A 16,626-nucleotide genomic window follows, 5' to 3' on the forward strand; every position below is an offset into this window, starting at 1 on the left:
TTAGACAATTTTATATATATGGAACCGGTGCCTCCGTGATCGCTGCACCCGTCAGGCATTTTATATTAAGCGTTTATTGGATTTCACCACCATAGGCGAAGGTCGCTAGGCGAGAGAAAATCTGGGTGAGAGGAAAAGACGTGAAGATCCTTGCCATTTCCGGCAGTTTAAGAGCCGCCTCAATCAACTCAGCCTTGTTGCGTACGGTTCGCCAGTTGGCCCCTGCTGGAATCGAAATTGATCTGTTCCAAGGTCTGGGTGAATTGCCATTATTCAATCCTGACCTCGAAGCAAATATACCGGCAACTGTCGAAGACTTTCAGCGTAAAGTCGCAGCCGCAGATGCCCTACTCATAGCAAGTCCTGAGTACGCCCACGGCGTCACAGGGAGCATCAAGAACGCGCTGGATTGGCTTGTCAGCTATGAGCCATTTGTGTCTAAGACCGTTGTCGTCCTCAACGCGTCGGCGCGCGCTCAACATGCGGACGCGTCGCTCCGGGAGACGCTTAGGACAATGTCCGCAAATATCATCGAATCTGCTTCCGTATGCATTCCATTGTTAGGCAAGGACGTGGATGAGTACGGTATGATCCGTTCGCAATCATCTGCCGAAGCGATTGTGAAAATGCTCGCAAATTTGAACGAGGCTATGACGCTGCTGCAAACTTCGGAGCAAGCGGTCTTTCCATTGAGGTAGCCATGTCTATTAACCGCAGGATGAACCATCGATCATAGTACCGGCCCCGCCCAACCGTTGCGGTTAAGGTAAAGGACAGGGTGAAACGTACACGAAAATATCGTCACCTGGAGGTATCCAATTCACCGATATGCTCATACTGTCTTCTATCTATAGTTTTGAATCGATCAAATTATTCGCGCGAACGGACATGGCGTAAAACCACGCCCTATTGAGGATAAGATGGCGGAAATAGCTGACACTATGCAGACCGAAGTGCCGGAACATCACGGCCGTTGGCCGAAATGGATACCCGGCCTGATCGGGTGCGTGCTGTTTGCGCTCGCCGCCTATTTCATCGCACGTGAGGTCCGCAACATCCACTGGCGCGATGTCGAAGCGGCCGTATCCGGCACGTCGCCATGGAATTTCGCCCTCGCCATAGCCGCCCTGTCTGCGGGGCTGCTGGCGGCCTCCACCTTTGACAGCCTGTCCATGGCCGGCCTGGGCAAGCCCGCGCCGTGGCGGACGACATGGCTGACCTCCATCACGGCGTTCATCCTTGGCAATACCGGTGGACTGGGCATCGCATTGGCCGGCGGCGCCCGCTACCGTGCCTATAGTGGCCTGGGGTTCAGCGCATCCGATATCATGATGGTCAGCGCGGTTACGGCGGTCTGCGGCATATTCGGCGGCTTCGGCCTGCTGGGCCTCAATGTCGCCAATAGCCTGTCCGACGAGGTTATGGCCATTCACATGCCGCACATTGTCGGGGTGATCATATCCCTGGTCGGCGTGCAGGTGCTGGCGCTGTACCTCCTGACGCCGCGCGTCGGTCCCCTGTCCCGCTTCCTGCCCTCGCGTCCCGTCCGTGCCGGGCAGATCGTGGCCAGCACATGGGAATGGACCGCCGCCGCGACCGTTCTTTACGCCTTCCTGCCCGATGAGACGCGCGGCAGCCTGCTGCATCTGCTACCGGTCTTCGCACTGGCGGGGCTGCTCGGTGCGGTCAGCGGCCTGCCGGGCGGGGTCGGCCCATTCGATGCGGTGATATTGGCGACTTTAAGCCGCCGCATGGGCAGCGCCGAGGTCGTCAGCGCCCTGCTGCTCTACCGCCTGACCTATGTGCTTTTGCCCATAGCGGCCGTCGCCGCCGTGGAGTCGGTGAAGCTGCTGCGTCCGCACCGCAAGGCGATCAACGATACCGCCCGCGTCGGCACCGAGGCCTGGCTGGCCCTGGCGCCGATCGTATTCGGCGTGCTGACCTTCGCGTCGGGCCTCATCATGCTGGCGTCCGTCGTCACGCCCGACGCGGCGGAGCGGCTGAAGCTGCTGTCCGTCTTCGTACCGGCGGGCCTGGTCGAGATCTCGCACTTTATTGCCAGCCTGACCGGGGTCGCCCTGCTCTTCCTCGGTGTCGGCGTCCACAGCCGCATGAAACGCGCCTATGTCGCGACGCTTGTCGTCCTGATCGTCGCGGCATTCGCCACCCTGGCCAAGGGGCTGAACTACGAAGAGGCGGTCATACTGCTGGGCGTGGCGGGCCTGATGTATCTCAGCCGCGACGCCTTTTATCGCCAGACGAAGCTTCGCGCAGGCCCTCTGTCGCCCGCCACCATATTGGCCATATTCAGCGCGGTGGCGGCGGCCGCATGGCTTGGCTTCTTCGCGCACAAACATGTCGCCTATAGTCAGGAACTGTGGTGGACCTTCCTCACCGACCAGACCGCGCCACGCTTTCTGCGCGCCCTGGTTGGCATCAGCGCTCTGGCACTCATCGTGCTGGTCTGGCGGCTGACCAATCCGGAGCCGGAACCGGCGGCGCGACCAACGGAGGCCGACCTGGCCCACGCCGACAGGGTCTGGCAAAGGGCCGAAGGCGCATCGACGGACGGCAATCTGGCCTTTCTCGGCGACAAATCGCTGCTGTTCAGCGAAAGCGGTGACAGCTTCATTCAATATATGTCGCGTGGCGCCACCTGGGTCACCATGGGCGAGCCGGTCGGAAAGCGCAGCGAATTCAAGGCCATGATCTGGGCGTTCCGGGAACTGTGCGACCGCCATGGCGCCAAGCCCGTGTTTTACGCTGTCCGGCGTGAAACCATTCCCGATTTTGTCGATTGCGGGCTGGTGGCGTCCAAGATCGGGGAAAACGCCTTGGTCGATCTGCGCGATTTCAACCTGAACGGGGCCAGCCGCGCGTCGCTGCGCCACGCCTTCAACCGCGGCAACCGCGACGGGCTGGTGTTCGAGATCATTCCCGCAGACGCCTTCGCGACGGTGAGCGCGGAATTGCGCGCCGTATCTGATTCGTGGCTCAGCTTTCACCACGGCAGCGAAAAAGGCTTCAGTCTCGGCCGTTTCGATGAGGCCTATCTTGCCCGGTTTCCAACGGCGGTTCTCAAACGCGAGGGCCGCATCGTCGCCTTCTCCAACCTGTGGAGCACGCCTGACCATCGCATCCTGTCTATCGACCTGATGCGTTACGACGCCCATGCGCCGAAAAACGCCATGGACTTCCTGTTCATCAATCTCATGCTGTGGGGAAAGGAGAATGGCTACGCCGATTTCGACCTCGGCATGGCGCCCCTGGCTGGGCTGGAAAACCATCATCTGGCCCGCAGCATCAACCAACTCGGCACCTTTATCTTCAATCGCGGCGAGGACCTGTACGGCTTTCAGGGCTTACGTGCGTTCAAGGAAAAGTTTAGCCCGCGTTGGGAAGGCAGCTATATCGCCGCGCCGACAGGCTGGCTGCTGGTCCCTGCCCTGGCCGACGCCGCCCTGTTATCGAGCGGCGGCGTACGTGGCTTGTTGAAGATGGCCTGAACTAGGCCAGGGATTGCGTTTCAGGCCTTGGGCGGCGGGGCTTTTTGCGTCACCTGCTCGATAAAGGGCAGCAGACGCCGCGCCACCTCGGCGGCATCGTGATTGAAGGCGTGATTGCCCGGCAATTCCATCACCACCGACCCGGCGGCAGCGGGGGTCAGGCAGCTTGTGTCGCCTTTTTCCTCGCTGCTGTAGACGCAGACGAGCTTGTTGCGCGGAATACGTGCCAGTTCGGGTTCGACCGGGATATTGCCGGGATCGAGTCCCGCGCGCTCGGCCAAAGTCACCTGGAGCTGGATTTCCTTGGATACGGCCAGCAGGATCACCCCCGCCACCGTTTTCTGGTCGGCGATGCCCAGCCGGTCATAGGCGATCGGCAAGACATCCGCGCCGTAGGACCAGCCGAGCAGAACCACCTTATTCACGCCATTGGCCTGGGTGTGCTGGTCGATCATGGCCGACAACTGCCGCGCCACTTCGGCATCCGTGCGCTGGGTGCTGAACCAGACATTGGTATCGAAGCCGATGACGTCATAGCCGAGCGCGGCGAACTGCTTGCCCAACTGGACATCCAGATCGCTGTGCCACCCGCCGTCGCCGCTCCAGATCAGGATCAAGGTGTCCGACGTACGATTGGCGCTCACCGGAATAACCGCCTGGGACTCGGCAAGGGCGGCCTGAACGGGAACAATGGCCGCCAGTGGCGCGAGGGCCAGGCACGCGCCCATCACCAGCGGCTTCAAACCGATCCGCGCTGAAAACCGCTTGAGTGTCATGACAATCCTCCTCGACCGCCAACACGTGACGTGGTTGCTTGGCTTGGCGCGTCGCAACCCAGCATGTCATATTTCGCGCCTCGGGCAAGTGGCCATGCGGCAGGGCGAAATAATTTTGCAAATACGGCTCGTCGATAACTTGCGGGAAACCATAACGGCGTAAACTGACAACAGTAATCGCGTATTTGGAGGGCTTTCCGAAAGGAAGGTCTTTTTGTAATGGAAGACAGACGCTCGCAAATGCGTCAGCGCACCCTCAAAGGCGCGCGCATCGTTTTCAACAGCGGACATTCGACGATCAGCTGTCTGGTCCGCAATCTGTCGGCAACCGGCGCCCTGATAAAGCTCAGCAGCCCCATGGGTATGCCCGACGATGTCGAACTGCATTTCGACGATGGTCAGCACTATAGCTGCCACATCGTCAGGCGCGCCATAGATCAGATCGGCGTCACGTTTAAGTAAGCTCGCCTCTACGGCGCGACCGCCAACCGCCTACACCGCATTCACGGCTTAGTCGTCCGCCAGAGCGCGCACGAGATCCAGCAGGCGGCGACGCGTTTTACCGCCAACTATGCGCGGAAAGGTAGACGCCAGTTCGATGCCTTCCGACGTCGACAGAAAAACGGATGCCGACTGTTCCGACGCATCGGCACCCGCGTCCATGTCCGCCGCATCCCCAGCGTATCCATCAAAGAAATAGGCGACCGGCACGCGGAGCGTCTTGGCGACATCGTACAGTTTCGACGCGCTGATCCGGTTATTGCCTTTTTCGTATTTCTGCACCTGCTGGAAGGTCAGTCCTATGGCCTCCGCCAAGGCTGTTTGTGACAAGCCCAGGAATTTACGCCGGTTGCGCACCCGTCCACCGACGTGAGCATCAACAGGATCGACAGATTTGGGCATGTGTTTTCCTCCAGTCTCTCTTAAAGACGAAAATCGGTTCACAAGCAACCGTTTGCAGCGTTACGCCCGGGTGGTCAATTATTCCGTAATATGCATAACTGTCGGGCAACCAATGCCGGAGTTTCCCCATGCCGTCCAATGATCCGCTAAGCGGCCTCCTCCCCATGCCGACGGAAGACGAGCTGCTGTTCATGAGCGATGAGCTCGAAGAACTGCGCAGTATCATCCAGCGCAATGAAGCCGTGATCATTGCCGGTGCGCCGGTGATGGCGTGGTGGGGTGTCTGCAACAGCCTGGCCGGGCTGTGGAATTTCTTCGAGCAGATGGGTTACCTGCCGTCGGTACCGGTCGCGCCGTTCAATGCCATGGCTGGCTATGGTGGCACCTTGCTGATGGTCATGCTGATGGGCACCTCAAAGACGTTCAAGCTGGAGGGCCAGGCCATAGTGACCGCGTGGTTGGCCGTTGCTTTGGCGATTCCTTTGCTGGTCATCGGGTGCTACGCGCGCGGCGTCACCGACCTGCCGCTGATTTCGGGCCTGCAATGCACCCTGCTCATGATCGCGACCGCCGTCACCGCCATGGGCAGCCGCAGGCGGTGGCTGCTTTGGGTCGCCGCCGGATGGGCGATATGCGCCGGCGTCATGTTGTTCGCCATAACCGAGTTCTGGAGGCCGATGCTATTTTCAGTGGCGTGTCTGGTATTATTGACCGCACCGGGTATATACTTGTTTCTCTCGTCACGACGGACCCTGATATGAGCATTGAAGACCCGCACAGCCTGAACGAAGTGGTTCATGGACGGACGCGTCTGAAGGTCCTGGCCACCCTGTCGAACGTCGCAGCGATGGACTTCGTTACCCTGCGCGACCAGCTCAACATTTCCGATGGGGCCTTGTCGCTGGCGGTCAAGAAACTGCATGAGTTCGATTTGGTCAAGCTGTCGAAGAGCCATGAGATGGGCCGCAGCAAGACAACGATCAGTATTTCACCCAAGGGCCAGAAAGAACTGGACGTGTATATCACTCAGCTGCAATCCATAATTGGCATCATTCCACCAAAGCCTGGCGCCTCAAAGCGCAGCGCCTAATTTTTTTTACCCATATGAATCAAACCTATTTTTAAATTTAAGGTATAATAACACAGGTATACTTTTAACTTGTAAGTTATTACGCTTGAAAAGTGAATCAGAGTCTGTAGCATTCGTGTGCCGCACCTATGGCGGCTTTTCCACCGGAGACACGAAATGGCATTCTTCGAAATCCTTTCCGAACCCACCGACCTTCCGGACCTGCTGCTGTCCGGCCCCGAAATGTGCTGCTGCTGCTTAATTTAGAGCGCTTTCCGAAAATGCGACGCACGCGTCGGATAAAAAGGCTTTTGAAAGCAATAAATTAGAGTGCCGACCTGATGCCGTCAGATCGGAACACGTTCTAGCAATCGGAGGGAGACGTCATGTCAGAAGGCACGCTTCATATTGACCCCGCTGTCGATGTTGTTGTTCAGGAAAACGGCATTGTCCGCTTCCTGACGCCGCATGGCGATCTCCCCCTCTCCGATCCCTTCGGCCTGGTCCGGCGCGTCACCGACCAATGTCGCCAGGGCGTGACGGACGACGCCCTCGCCGACGCTAGCCACAGCGACGCGGAAAAAGCGGCCGTCACCGACCTGGTCCGCGTTTTGACCGACCGGCGGGTTCTGACCCGCGAGCCAGCGCCATCGCAGATGAATACCCCGCCGCATACGGATGTTCTGGCCGATTGGCTGCGTCATTACGGCGGCGCGGCCGAAACGATCCTGCCCGCCATCTATATCGACGGAGCGGGCGTGCTGGCGACGCGACTGCGGGAAAAGCTGGCGCTGAATGGCTTCCCGGCGGCGGACAGCGCGGACGGCGCCGGATGCCATGTCGCCGTTTCCGATACGGCCGACCTCGACCGTCTGCGCAGCGCCAACGCCACCGCCAGCACCGCAAAGCGTCCGTTTCTGCCCGTGTGGCTTGACCGATCCTGCGTCAACTGGGGACCTATGTCCCTGCCCGGCGCGACGGGATGCCTGGAATGTCGCTACCATCGCGAACAGGCGGCCGCTCGCTCCACCACCCCCACACTGACCACCGCAGGCCGCCGGCTGTCGGCCAGCCTAAGCCTGGCTGATCTGGCGGCGGTCATGGCCAGCGCCGAAATCCTGCGCTGGGCCCTGGGCGCACATATCGACACCGATGTCGGCATGGCCTGGCGGTTCGACATCCTGACCGCCGACCTGTCCGGTAGCCGGGTGTCCCGCCTTCCCCGTTGCCCCAGTTGCGGGATCGCAACATGAGCCTCAGGCACGCCATACGGGGGTTGTCGCGCGAACTGTTGGGCGTGATCGACCAATCGCTTAACCCCCGCCAGGGGCTGATCAACAGTCTGGTCGAGGAGCCGCTGGCGCCAGGCGAAGGCGGCGGGCTGGTCCTTATGCACGCACTGGTCTCGCCGCCCACCTATTATCGCGGCAATGCGCCGACGACACTGAAGACCACGGAACGCGGCACGGGAGCCGCCTTTTCGCGCGAAAGCGCCTGCTGGGCGGCGATAGGTGAAGCCTTGGAACGCTATGCTGCCTCGATCTACTGGGATGATCAGGTCCAGTTCGCCACCGCCAACGAATTGGGTGACACAGCGATCAACCTGCGCCGCCTGATCCATGTCGGCCGCGCGGAAGTCCGCCTCTTCAATCCGGGGGTCCGCCGCGGCTGGGTCAAGGGACGCGACATGGTATCATCCCGCCCCATCCTGGTGCCGGCGGCGCTCACCTATCTCGGCTATGCCCGCCGGGACGAAGATGAAAGCATCGGCCAGAATGACTCCACCGGCCTGGCCTGCGGCAGCAGCTTCGAAGGGGCATGCCTGAGCGCCCTGTGCGAAGTGATCGAACGCGACGTTTTCGCATCGAATTGGTTGTTGTGCCGCAAGGCGCCGCGCCTGCTCGTCACCGGGGCGATAGAGCGGCTGGACGTGCCGGTTCAGGTCGCGCTGCGCAACAGACGTCTGACTGTACGCCTCTACTATCTGGCGCAGGCCTTCGGTGTGCACGTTGTCGTCAGCGTGGTCCAGAACGCCGATGGCCGGGGCGTCGTGGCCGCCGCCGCCTCCCCCTTCATTCTGCGCGCCGTCGAAAAAGCCGTCACCGAAGGCCTGCACAGTTGGACGTCGGGCAACCGGAACGCCGGCAAACGCAAGCTCAACAGTGCCGCCGACATCAGATCAACGACCGATCACCTGCTCTATTACCTGGATCCCGACCGGTTTCAGGTGGTCAACCGACTCTTCTCCTCCGAGGAAACCGTGTCGCTGGTTAACCTCCTGAGCGCCGAAAAAGGTCATGTCACATCGGGCGACATCGCCGCCGCCATGGGACAGTCCGGCTTCAACCCCGCCGCCGTCGATCTGACCACGGTCGATATCGCCAACCTCAACATGCATGTGGTGCGGGTCCTCGCCCCCGGTCTGCAGCCGCTTGTGTTTGGTCCGGCCTGCACCCTGGCGCCCGATGCGCGCCGCCTCAACGAATGGCGCACGCAATGGGGCCTGACCGGCCACGACACCAACCCCGATCCGCATCCGTTTCCGTGACCGCCCCGCCCAACACCATGTCCAGCGCTATTTCCTTCCATCATCCGTCTTTCGATCCCGACGCCGAGGTCTGCGAAGCGCTGGAAACCGCGCATGAGCTGACGCGCTTTCATCGCGCCACCATGCCACGACGCGCGCGCAAGATCGCCCGCTTCCTTCAAGACCCGGCCTGCCTGAGGGCCGCTACCACGTTGCGCAGCCCGACTGCCGCGGATATCCTTATCGCCTTGCCTGAGACGGTCCTGCCCGACACAAGCCTGGCCGCCGCGTTACAGAACCGGTGCTCGGCGCGGCGCGAGGCCCTGACGGGCGGTCCGGATCTGGCGCAATTGTCAACGGTCCTGCACATGGCGGTCCGCGCCAACCGCATCGTCACGCCCGCCGTGGCCCCGGACGCGGCGTTTCACCACCGCCCCTATCCATCGGCCGGCGCGCTTTATCCGTGCGAACTGTATGTCATTCGGCCGGATGCGCCGCCCTACCGCTACGACGCGCGCCGTCATTGCCTGGTCGACTACGGCCAGCCCGTGCGCCCGTTTGCGTCGGTTGAGACCGGGCCTTCGGGCCTGCCGGAACCGTGCGTCCTGATCATCACGGCCGAACTGGCGCGGGCCACGGGCAAGTATGGCGGGCGCGGCTATCGCTTCGCTGCGCTGGAGGCGGGGCACCTCAGCCAGAACCTGCTCCTGGCCGCCGCCGCCGTAGGGCTGCCGGCACTCGGCTACGGCTCTTACTTCGACGCGGAGCTCGAGGATTTGCTGGGCGTTGACCCGTTAGGGGAACCGGTCATGGCCGTCATCCTTTTGGGTGGCAACACGAATATCAATTGAATAACTTTAGTGGAGGGTAGAGTGAAAACGGAAGAAAAGGCCGATCGCACGATCATCGAAATGCTGGATCACACCATCAAGCTGGCGGAGGACGACAAGCGTTTCGCGCTGGCGGAAATCGTGCTGAATGCGCGCGACGAATGCCTGCGGCTATATGTGGCCCGCCATATGGCGGAGACAGGGAATAAGGGCGCGGCCTAAGTGCGCCCTCCGTCAGGATCGCGAGGCGGCGTGTCCACCGGCGCGACTGCGGGCCAGAAACAGCGCCAGATCGATGGCCGGCTCCAGTCGATCGGACGTATCGGCGTGCAATAACATCTGCTCCACCAGGGTGGGCAGGCCATCGATGCGGGTATCGAAGCGATTCTGGGACGGGGATTTCGGGGACGCCATCGGGACTCTCGACTATTGTAGACCCATCGAGTTAGGCCGAGGTCGCGCAAGATCGGAATGTCGGAACGGCAAGTCTTCGGCAAAAATCCGATAAGTCTGGATCAGCGGGTTAAGGCCCGGGGATCTAAGTAAAATGATCACCACGGCAGGCGTGAATGGCAACGTCACCACTCTCTATAGACAAGGTGGTCGGCGGTTTTGCATATTGCCAGAGGTCACGGCGCATGAAGTCAACACTATGGCTTTCAATTTATAGGTGCAGTTGAATGGAAAAGGCCGTTTTGGCATATTTTCGCAGCGTCCCCTTGCCGGTTATTATTGTCCCATCGATCTTGATTTTGATGGGATTGGTTTTCGTTTTTATGCCCAACACGACCCAATTCCTGTTTCCATTGGGCCTTCAAGGAAGAGCCTGCCGGATATTCAGTTGGTTTTTCTTGATTTTCAGTTCGGCATTCTTGATTTTAGCACTCGTGTTTGCGCTCAAAAATGTCATGTGATGCGCGCTTTTAAGAATGCCTCCAACCACTCCCGCACAAAGCGGACTCGGTCATAGATCGTGGAGATTAGGTGCTGAGGGGGCATTTCATGACATCCGAACTCGACCGGCGCGGACTGCTGCGCCTTTCCGCCGCTGTGGCGACCACAGGCCTGCTGCCGGCTATATCTGCCCGCGCCGATGATCTGGCACCGCTACCGCCGGTCGAGGCCTATGCCGCCCCGCCCCTGGTCGATCAGATCGCCGTATCCCCGGATGGCAAGCGCATCGCCATGATCAGCCAGAGTGGCGACGATAAGGTGCTGATCCATTTCACCATCGCCGAAAATAAACCCAACTATATCGGTATCGGCCCGGCCAAGATCCGCGACCTGTTCTGGGGCGATAATGAGCATGTGGTTATTACGAACTCGCGCACCACGATCATCAAGGAATTTGTCGGCTACAAGCAGGAATTCTTTTTCGTTCGAAGCGTGAATCTCAAAACGCGCGATGTCTTAACGCTGTTTTCAAAGGAGGACGGCTTTTACGACATCGTCGTCGGAGGGGCGCAGCGCATAAAGGTTGATGGAGAATACCGGGTCGCGGCGTCAGGCTATCGCATGGGTCCACCGAACCTGTGCCTGTTCAGTTTCGCGCCGGACAAGCCGCGCGGGCACCTGGTCATGGAAGGCACCAACGACACCCAAAACTTCGTGCTGACGCCCGACGGCTTTCCGATTGCCTACGCGACATTCAATAACATCAGCAAGGCATGGCGCCTGTATTACAACACGGGCATTCCCGGAAAAACCAACCGCTTTACCTGCATATACGAAACGGTCGAGCCGTTGAATATGCCCGTTCTTGAAGGTCTCGGGCGGGATGGTCAGTCTGTCGTCGTCTATTTCAGCAAGGACGAACTAAAGGGAGAATATCACGAGATCGGCGCGGATGGCGTGCTTCAGCCGGCGCTTGAGGTCGGCGACGCGAAATCGACCAATCTGCTGTTCCATCCGACGACCGGACGGCTGATCGGATATTCCCATTCGGATGACTGGATCACCTATACCTATTTCGATCCGCTGATGAAAAAGCTGACCGCCCTGCTCCCGCAGGTCATGGGGCAAAAATCCCGCATTCGCTTTGCCGGCTTCGCCGAAGATCCGCGCCAGATGATCCTTTACGGCGAAAGCGCCACGGACGCCGGCACCTACTATTTCGTCGATGCCACGACCGGACACGTCTCCGTTCTGGCGCGCAACTACACGCACCTGCCACCGGAATGGCTAAGTGAGAAACAGCCTATCGCCTACAAGGCGGCCGATGGTTTGGACATTCATGGCTATCTGACCCTGCCGCCGCGCAAGGTCGCAAAAAGCCTTCCGCTCGTCGTCCTGCCGCATGGCGGACCGGAAGCGCGCGATTATGGTGGTTTTGATTGGCAATCCCAAGTATTGGCGTCACGCGGCTACGCCGTGTTGCAACCCAATTTCCGCGGCTCCAGCGGCTATGGCAGCGCATTTGCCGAGGCGGGCTACGGTGAATGGGGCAAAAAGATGCAGACAGACCTCAGCGACGGTGTGCGTCATCTGGTGAAGCTCGGTCTTGTCGATCCCAAACGTGTGGCGATCCTCGGCGCATCCTATGGCGGTTACGCGGCCCTGGCCGGCGCCACGCTCGACCCCGGCATATACAATTGCGCGGTTTCTATCGCGGGCGTTTCGGATGCCCGAAGCCTGATCGATTTCGAAGTCAGCAATAGCGCGGGCTTCGACAGCCCCAGGGTGTTGGCGCTGAAGCAATATCTGGGTGACGCGAAATTCTATAACGATATCTCCCCGGCCCGCCAGGCCGATAAGGCCTACTGCCCGATCCTTCTGGTCCACGGCACGGACGATACCGTGGTACCGATCAGCCAAAGCCGGAAGATGGAAAGTGCACTGAAGGCAGCGGGCAAGCCGGTGGAATTCGTCACATACAAGGGCCAAGACCATTGGGAAACCGTCGGCTCAGCCCGCATAGATATGATGAAGGCGGCCCTGGCATTTCTGGAAAAATACAACCCGGCAGGATAAGGCCGCAGGTTGCGGCGTCCACTCGCGCTCGACGCCTGTCACTCACTTACCCTTGCTCTATCTCCGCCAGCTTCTCTTCCAGGTTTGAAATCAAAAACGGTTTCAGCAGAACGCCGCTCATCCCGGCGCGTTCGCACAACACCCGCGTGCCCGTATCGGTATGCCCCGTCATCCCCAGAATGGGCGTACAAACCTCGCCGGCCGCCTGTTCAGCATCGCGGATGGTCCGAGCGGCCGCCAACCCATCCATTTCGGGCATTTCTATATCCATGAGGATGCAACGATAGCGCTGCGTCGTCGCCCGTTCACAGGCAATACGGCCATTTTCGACACATTCGGCGGCGTAGCCCAATACGTCAAGCATCGACTGCACCATGAGCAGCGCATCCGGATTATCATCCGCGACCAAAATCACTTCTGACGTTTGCCTCACCACAGACTCATGCAACCTCGGAGGGGTGAGCATGACGCCGAAATCCGAAAATGAACAGCCGGTTTTCGCGGCGTCCCTCCCCCACAAGGTCACGTTTTGGTGTACCCCCACGGATGTAAACGCTGCGCCAACGCCATTAAAAATGCCCCGCGACCGGAGCCACGGGGCACAGGGTGGACAGGGTGCGCCAACACCCTGCCCGTTTTTCGTCCGGCCTGCGGCAACCCGGAGAAGGAAGCCCAACCGGACGGAACGCCTGACCGGCCCTAGTAGGACAGGTCGAAGCCGAGGCGGAGATAACGGGGACTGTTATACGCCGTCGCCTTACCGTAGTTGGGATCGACCACTGTGTGGGTCACGTCATAGTCGTAGACGACGTAACGCGTCACGACCGTGTGCTGGTTGAAGAGGTTGAAGATATCGGCCCGCAGAATCAATTTTCCGCCCAGGCTGAATTGAGACGGCACGGTATAGCGTAGCGACACGTCGATATTGCGTGTCCAGTTCGTCGTCAGGCTGGTGCCCGCGGGCACCCCGACGCCGCCGCAATAGTGCGATACCTGGTTGTAACCGGCAGCGTAGGCATCGTCGACATTGTAGCCAAGGCAGGACAGATGTTCCGGCGACTGGATCAACAGATTGGCCCCCACCAACAACTCCGGCGTCACCGCATAGGAGCCGAAAACCTTCAGGGTATGTTCGCGACTGTTGCCCAGCAGGCCCGTGCCATAGTTTTCCATGCCGGGGGAATCCCAGGCATAGGTGGCGCCGGCGTCGGTCTGGACCGTATTGCCGTATTCGGTCACCGTGCCGTTGTAATTGCCGTACAGGCGCGACCAGGTATAGGATCCTTGCAGGCCCCATTTGCCATCGAAGGCGCGCTTGAAGTCAAAGGTCAGAGCCTTGTATTCACGCTTGGCGTTTTTGTAATGGCCCAATTGATCGGCCGTAAGGGTGATGACGCGCGCTTCGCTTTCACCGGGCAGAATGTTCTTCAAACGGATGGTCACGTCATGGTCGCCGACATTCCAGACATAGTAGCTGGAGCCGCCCACCCATTGCGAACTATCAAGGCCTGCCGCATTCAGGTAGGAGATGATGGCGTCGTTGAAATCCGAATCTTCCGAGACATTCTTGACATTGCGATAGACCGCCGTCACGCCGCCACTCCACAGGTCGTTGAAACGGTATTTGGCGCCAAGGGTGACTTCGTTGGATTGGGTCGCCTTGAGCCCGATGGAGGTCTTGGACGTGGCGCCTTCCTGCTGGCCATTGCCGTAGACGACGCAGGCCGCGGTGCCGGCGGCGGCATTCGTGCTGTTGAAACCGGGCGCGGACGACAGGGTCGAGGTCGGGCACGGCGAGGTATAGCTGGACGACAATACCACAGGATTACCAACCGAAGCCGGCAAACCGGTCGTCGAGTCGATTACCCACCCGCCGGTTGGGGCGGAGAAGTATTCGGCATAGTAGAGGTCCTTGCCGCGGAAGCCGAGATTCATGGCAGGCGGGATATAGTTGGTGCCGTAGGAACCGAAGACCTTCCACTTGCCGTCACCGGTCGGATCCCATGAGAAGCCCAGCCGCGGTGCGACATTGTTCTTCAGGTCCATATATTGTTCACCGGACAGGTTGAACTGCTTGAAGTTATCGTCGCGCACGCCGATCTGCAGATTGAAGGTGGGCGTGACATCCCACGAATCCTGCAGGTACATCGCCTGATTTTCCGAGCTGACATTACCGCCCAGGTTTTCATAGACAACGCGCAGATAGGTCACGCCGCCGACATTGCGGTACTGATACTGAACTGGATCGGTGCCGGTCAGCTTGGTGGTCTTCAGCTCTGAATTCTTTTCATTATCGATGCCGAAGCGGATGTGGTGATGGCCCCAGGCATCGAAACGCACGTCGCCATCCATGCGCCAGAATTTGCGCTCGCTTTCCTGCGTATTGTAGCTGGACGACGCCTGTTGCGAAATAACGGTGGCCGTGCCGGAGCGGTAGTCGACGACATAATAGCCAGACGTGTCAGCCGGTTTGACATTGGTGCGATCCTGGCTGTCGCCGACCGCGGCGGAAATACTGAACCAGTCGGTGACCTTGCCGTTATAGTTCAGAACCCAGTTCTTACCGCCGTATTCGGTTTCCGTATAGCCTGACTTAGACCCGATCGTCTGGGTCGAATCCGTATAAGTATACAGAGTCGATTTATCGACGTTGCTGGTATCGAAATAGGTCAGCGACAGATGCTGGGTCGGCGTGATGTAGGCATCAAGCTTGCCGCCGAAGAACGGATCAGTGTTCTTCGTGTCCGTATATTTCTTGGTGTAGATGCCGGCGGTCGTCTTTTCATAATCATTCGCCTGATATAGACCGTAGAAGAACAGGCGATCCTTCAGGATCGGGCCGCTGACCTCGACGCTGGCCGAGTTGTTGGTCAGAGTGCTGTACTTACCGCGATAGGCGTAGGTGTCGGCCTGTTCGCTGCTGAGGTCCGACGGCTGGTAGTTGCCGTGCAGGGCGAACTTGAACTCATTCGTGCCGGATTTGGTCGTGGCGTTGACGACGCCGCCCGTGGCGCGCCCGAATTCGGCCGCATAGCCCGAGGTCTGGATGTCGACGGTTTTATAGAAATCGAATGGCACCTTGGCCGAGCCGACATAGGTGTCGGGGTTGGTGATGTTCAGCCCGTCGATATAGTAGGCGTTTTCAGCCACCGAGCTGCCGCCGATCGACGGCACATCGCCGAAGTTCGGATTGCCTTGCGTCACGGTGGGCGCCAGCATGGCTACGGCGGTAATGCTGCGGGCGATGGGTTGTTGCGAGGTCAGGGTGTCGAGATCAACGGTCAGACCGCTGGTCGTCTTGGTGAAATCCTGGCGGACCCGTTTGCCCTTGACGACGACCGTTTGCGCCCCGCCGGTAACCTGAAGTGCCGCTTCGAAGCGGACTTCCTGAGCGATAACGACGGTGAAGCTGCTGGTATAATCGTCATATCCGTCGGCCGTGACCGCGATATTATAGTCGCCCGGCGCCAGGCCCGTAGCCGAAAACGTGCCGGCCGCGCTGGACGTCAAGGTGCGTGTCTGCCCCTGGGCTTTCGACGTCAAGGTGATGGTGGCGCCGGCGACGGGGCCATTCTTGCCTTTGACACTTCCGATCACCGCACCGGACGTATAGTCTTGAGCCTGCGCGGCATGTGGCGCCAGACTGACGGCCGTGACGAGGCCAAATGTGACCAACGCAGCGGGCGCCGCAAGCCCGCTCAGGACGGCGCCACACAGTGTGGTGGTCGCCATCAGCCCGGATTTCGGGCCAGTCTTCGATCGTTTCATATACTGTCTCTCCTAACGCGTCAGAGCCCTGAATGAGGCGATGGCCTGACCGTCCGGAGACAAGGTTAGCGGAACGACCCGCAACATCGTCAATGAGACATTACAGAAAATTTAATCTCAAACGAAACCTGTTATAATAAAGTGACATATGTTTCATATATAAAGCAAATTATACACATTTTCGTCAAATACATATTAATGTAACTCTGTTCCAATACGCGCTCGAAACATAGACAGTATTTCAAACAAATTATCAGATGTCAGAATTTACATAATT

General features: G+C 59.4%; 16 protein-coding genes. 11 read left to right on the forward strand and 5 right to left on the reverse strand.

The window, feature by feature from the left end:
- Window positions 1-140 precede the first annotated feature (140 nt).
- Together RCJ00_RS03410 and mprF are read left to right on the forward strand one after the other, a co-directional pair.
- On the forward strand, window positions 141-698 hold the full coding sequence (locus RCJ00_RS03410) for an NADPH-dependent FMN reductase (protein WP_316220277.1): 558 nt from the start codon (window positions 141-143) through the stop codon (window positions 696-698).
- Window positions 699-920: 222 nt separating this feature from the next.
- Window positions 921-3,506, forward strand: coding sequence for a bifunctional lysylphosphatidylglycerol flippase/synthetase MprF (gene mprF / locus RCJ00_RS03415; protein WP_316220278.1), 2,586 nt, complete (start codon window positions 921-923; stop codon window positions 3,504-3,506).
- A 20-nt stretch (window positions 3,507-3,526) separates the two neighbouring features.
- On the opposite strand, the gene RCJ00_RS03420 is transcribed toward mprF, so the two are convergent.
- A complete protein-coding gene (locus RCJ00_RS03420; RefSeq protein WP_316220279.1) occupies window positions 3,527-4,282 on the reverse strand; it encodes an AcvB/VirJ family lysyl-phosphatidylglycerol hydrolase in 756 nt (251 codons plus the stop codon).
- 219 nt (window positions 4,283-4,501) lie between these two features.
- Between RCJ00_RS03420 and RCJ00_RS03425 the strand changes: the two genes are divergently transcribed.
- Entirely contained in the window at window positions 4,502-4,744 is a 243-nt protein-coding gene (locus tag RCJ00_RS03425) for a PilZ domain-containing protein (protein WP_316220280.1), read from the forward strand.
- Window positions 4,745-4,792: 48 nt separating this feature from the next.
- Here the strand turns inward: RCJ00_RS03425 and RCJ00_RS03430 are convergent, their stop codons facing one another.
- Window positions 4,793-5,185: a helix-turn-helix domain-containing protein gene (locus tag RCJ00_RS03430; RefSeq protein WP_316220281.1), complete on the reverse strand. Its 393-nt coding sequence runs from the start codon at window positions 5,183-5,185 to the stop codon at window positions 4,793-4,795.
- Window positions 5,186-5,313: 128 nt separating this feature from the next.
- Between RCJ00_RS03430 and RCJ00_RS03435 the strand changes: the two genes are divergently transcribed.
- From RCJ00_RS03435 to RCJ00_RS03460, 6 genes are all read left to right on the forward strand, one after another.
- Window positions 5,314-5,946 carry a hypothetical protein gene (locus RCJ00_RS03435; protein ID WP_316220282.1) on the forward strand — a complete coding sequence of 211 codons (633 nt, stop codon included), beginning with the start codon at window positions 5,314-5,316 and terminating at the stop codon, window positions 5,944-5,946.
- Window positions 5,943-6,275: a transcriptional regulator gene (locus RCJ00_RS03440; protein WP_023458717.1), complete on the forward strand. Its 333-nt coding sequence runs from the start codon at window positions 5,943-5,945 to the stop codon at window positions 6,273-6,275. Before RCJ00_RS03435 ends, RCJ00_RS03440 begins: the two co-directional genes overlap by 4 nt.
- A 365-nt stretch (window positions 6,276-6,640) precedes the next feature.
- Entirely contained in the window at window positions 6,641-7,507 is an 867-nt protein-coding gene (locus tag RCJ00_RS03445; RefSeq protein WP_316220284.1) for a TOMM precursor leader peptide-binding protein, read from the forward strand.
- The gene (locus RCJ00_RS03450; protein WP_316220285.1) at window positions 7,504-8,802 is read left to right on the forward strand and encodes a SagD/YcaO family ATP-dependent cyclodehydratase; all 1,299 of its coding nucleotides are present in this window, start codon (window positions 7,504-7,506) and stop codon (window positions 8,800-8,802) included. The genes RCJ00_RS03445 and RCJ00_RS03450 overlap by 4 nt, the downstream gene beginning before the upstream one ends.
- On the forward strand, window positions 8,799-9,632 hold the full coding sequence (locus RCJ00_RS03455) for a SagB/ThcOx family dehydrogenase (RefSeq protein WP_316220286.1): 834 nt from the start codon (window positions 8,799-8,801) through the stop codon (window positions 9,630-9,632). The genes RCJ00_RS03450 and RCJ00_RS03455 overlap by 4 nt, the downstream gene beginning before the upstream one ends.
- A 21-nt stretch (window positions 9,633-9,653) precedes the next feature.
- A complete protein-coding gene (locus tag RCJ00_RS03460; RefSeq protein WP_316220288.1) occupies window positions 9,654-9,833 on the forward strand; it encodes a hypothetical protein in 180 nt (59 codons plus the stop codon).
- Window positions 9,834-9,845: 12 nt separating this feature from the next.
- Here the strand turns inward: RCJ00_RS03460 and RCJ00_RS03465 are convergent, their stop codons facing one another.
- The gene (locus RCJ00_RS03465) at window positions 9,846-10,025 is read right to left on the reverse strand and encodes a hypothetical protein (RefSeq protein WP_316220289.1); all 180 of its coding nucleotides are present in this window, start codon (window positions 10,023-10,025) and stop codon (window positions 9,846-9,848) included.
- 266 nt (window positions 10,026-10,291) lie between these two features.
- Here RCJ00_RS03465 and RCJ00_RS03470 point away from each other — a divergent pair, with 266 nt between their 5' ends.
- A complete protein-coding gene (locus tag RCJ00_RS03470) occupies window positions 10,292-10,525 on the forward strand; it encodes a hypothetical protein (protein WP_316220291.1) in 234 nt (77 codons plus the stop codon).
- An 88-nt stretch (window positions 10,526-10,613) separates the two neighbouring features.
- Window positions 10,614-12,581, forward strand: a complete 1,968-nt coding sequence (locus RCJ00_RS03475) for an alpha/beta hydrolase family protein (protein ID WP_316220292.1) — start codon at window positions 10,614-10,616, stop codon at window positions 12,579-12,581.
- 46 nt (window positions 12,582-12,627) lie between these two features.
- Here the strand turns inward: RCJ00_RS03475 and RCJ00_RS03480 are convergent, their stop codons facing one another.
- Together RCJ00_RS03480 and RCJ00_RS03485 are read right to left on the reverse strand one after the other, a co-directional pair.
- The gene (locus tag RCJ00_RS03480) at window positions 12,628-13,014 is read right to left on the reverse strand and encodes a response regulator (protein WP_316220293.1); all 387 of its coding nucleotides are present in this window, start codon (window positions 13,012-13,014) and stop codon (window positions 12,628-12,630) included.
- Window positions 13,015-13,280: 266 nt separating this feature from the next.
- Window positions 13,281-16,349, reverse strand: coding sequence for a TonB-dependent receptor (locus tag RCJ00_RS03485; protein ID WP_316220294.1), 3,069 nt, complete (start codon window positions 16,347-16,349; stop codon window positions 13,281-13,283).
- Between the last annotated feature and the right edge of the window lie 277 nt (window positions 16,350-16,626).

It is taken from the genome of Asticcacaulis aquihabitans, assembly GCF_032490435.1.
Classification (GTDB): Bacteria; Pseudomonadota; Alphaproteobacteria; order Caulobacterales; family Caulobacteraceae; genus Asticcacaulis.

Coding starts and splice junctions, on each gene's coding strand:
- RCJ00_RS03450 (WP_316220285.1), top strand. CDS start 7,504: ATGAGCCTCAGGCACGCCATACGGGGGTTGTCGCGCGAACTGTTGGGC.
- RCJ00_RS03465 (WP_316220289.1), bottom strand. CDS start 10,025: ATGGCGTCCCCGAAATCCCCGTCCCAGAATCGCTTCGATACCCGCATC.
- RCJ00_RS03420 (WP_316220279.1), bottom strand. CDS start 4,282: ATGACACTCAAGCGGTTTTCAGCGCGGATCGGTTTGAAGCCGCTGGTG.
- RCJ00_RS03440 (WP_023458717.1), top strand. CDS start 5,943: ATGAGCATTGAAGACCCGCACAGCCTGAACGAAGTGGTTCATGGACGG.
- RCJ00_RS03470 (WP_316220291.1), top strand. CDS start 10,292: ATGGAAAAGGCCGTTTTGGCATATTTTCGCAGCGTCCCCTTGCCGGTT.
- RCJ00_RS03485 (WP_316220294.1), bottom strand. CDS start 16,349: ATGAAACGATCGAAGACTGGCCCGAAATCCGGGCTGATGGCGACCACC.
- RCJ00_RS03430 (WP_316220281.1), bottom strand. CDS start 5,185: ATGCCCAAATCTGTCGATCCTGTTGATGCTCACGTCGGTGGACGGGTG.
- RCJ00_RS03435 (WP_316220282.1), top strand. CDS start 5,314: ATGCCGTCCAATGATCCGCTAAGCGGCCTCCTCCCCATGCCGACGGAA.
- RCJ00_RS03475 (WP_316220292.1), top strand. CDS start 10,614: ATGACATCCGAACTCGACCGGCGCGGACTGCTGCGCCTTTCCGCCGCT.
- RCJ00_RS03425 (WP_316220280.1), top strand. CDS start 4,502: ATGGAAGACAGACGCTCGCAAATGCGTCAGCGCACCCTCAAAGGCGCG.
- RCJ00_RS03445 (WP_316220284.1), top strand. CDS start 6,641: ATGTCAGAAGGCACGCTTCATATTGACCCCGCTGTCGATGTTGTTGTT.
- mprF (WP_316220278.1), top strand. CDS start 921: ATGGCGGAAATAGCTGACACTATGCAGACCGAAGTGCCGGAACATCAC.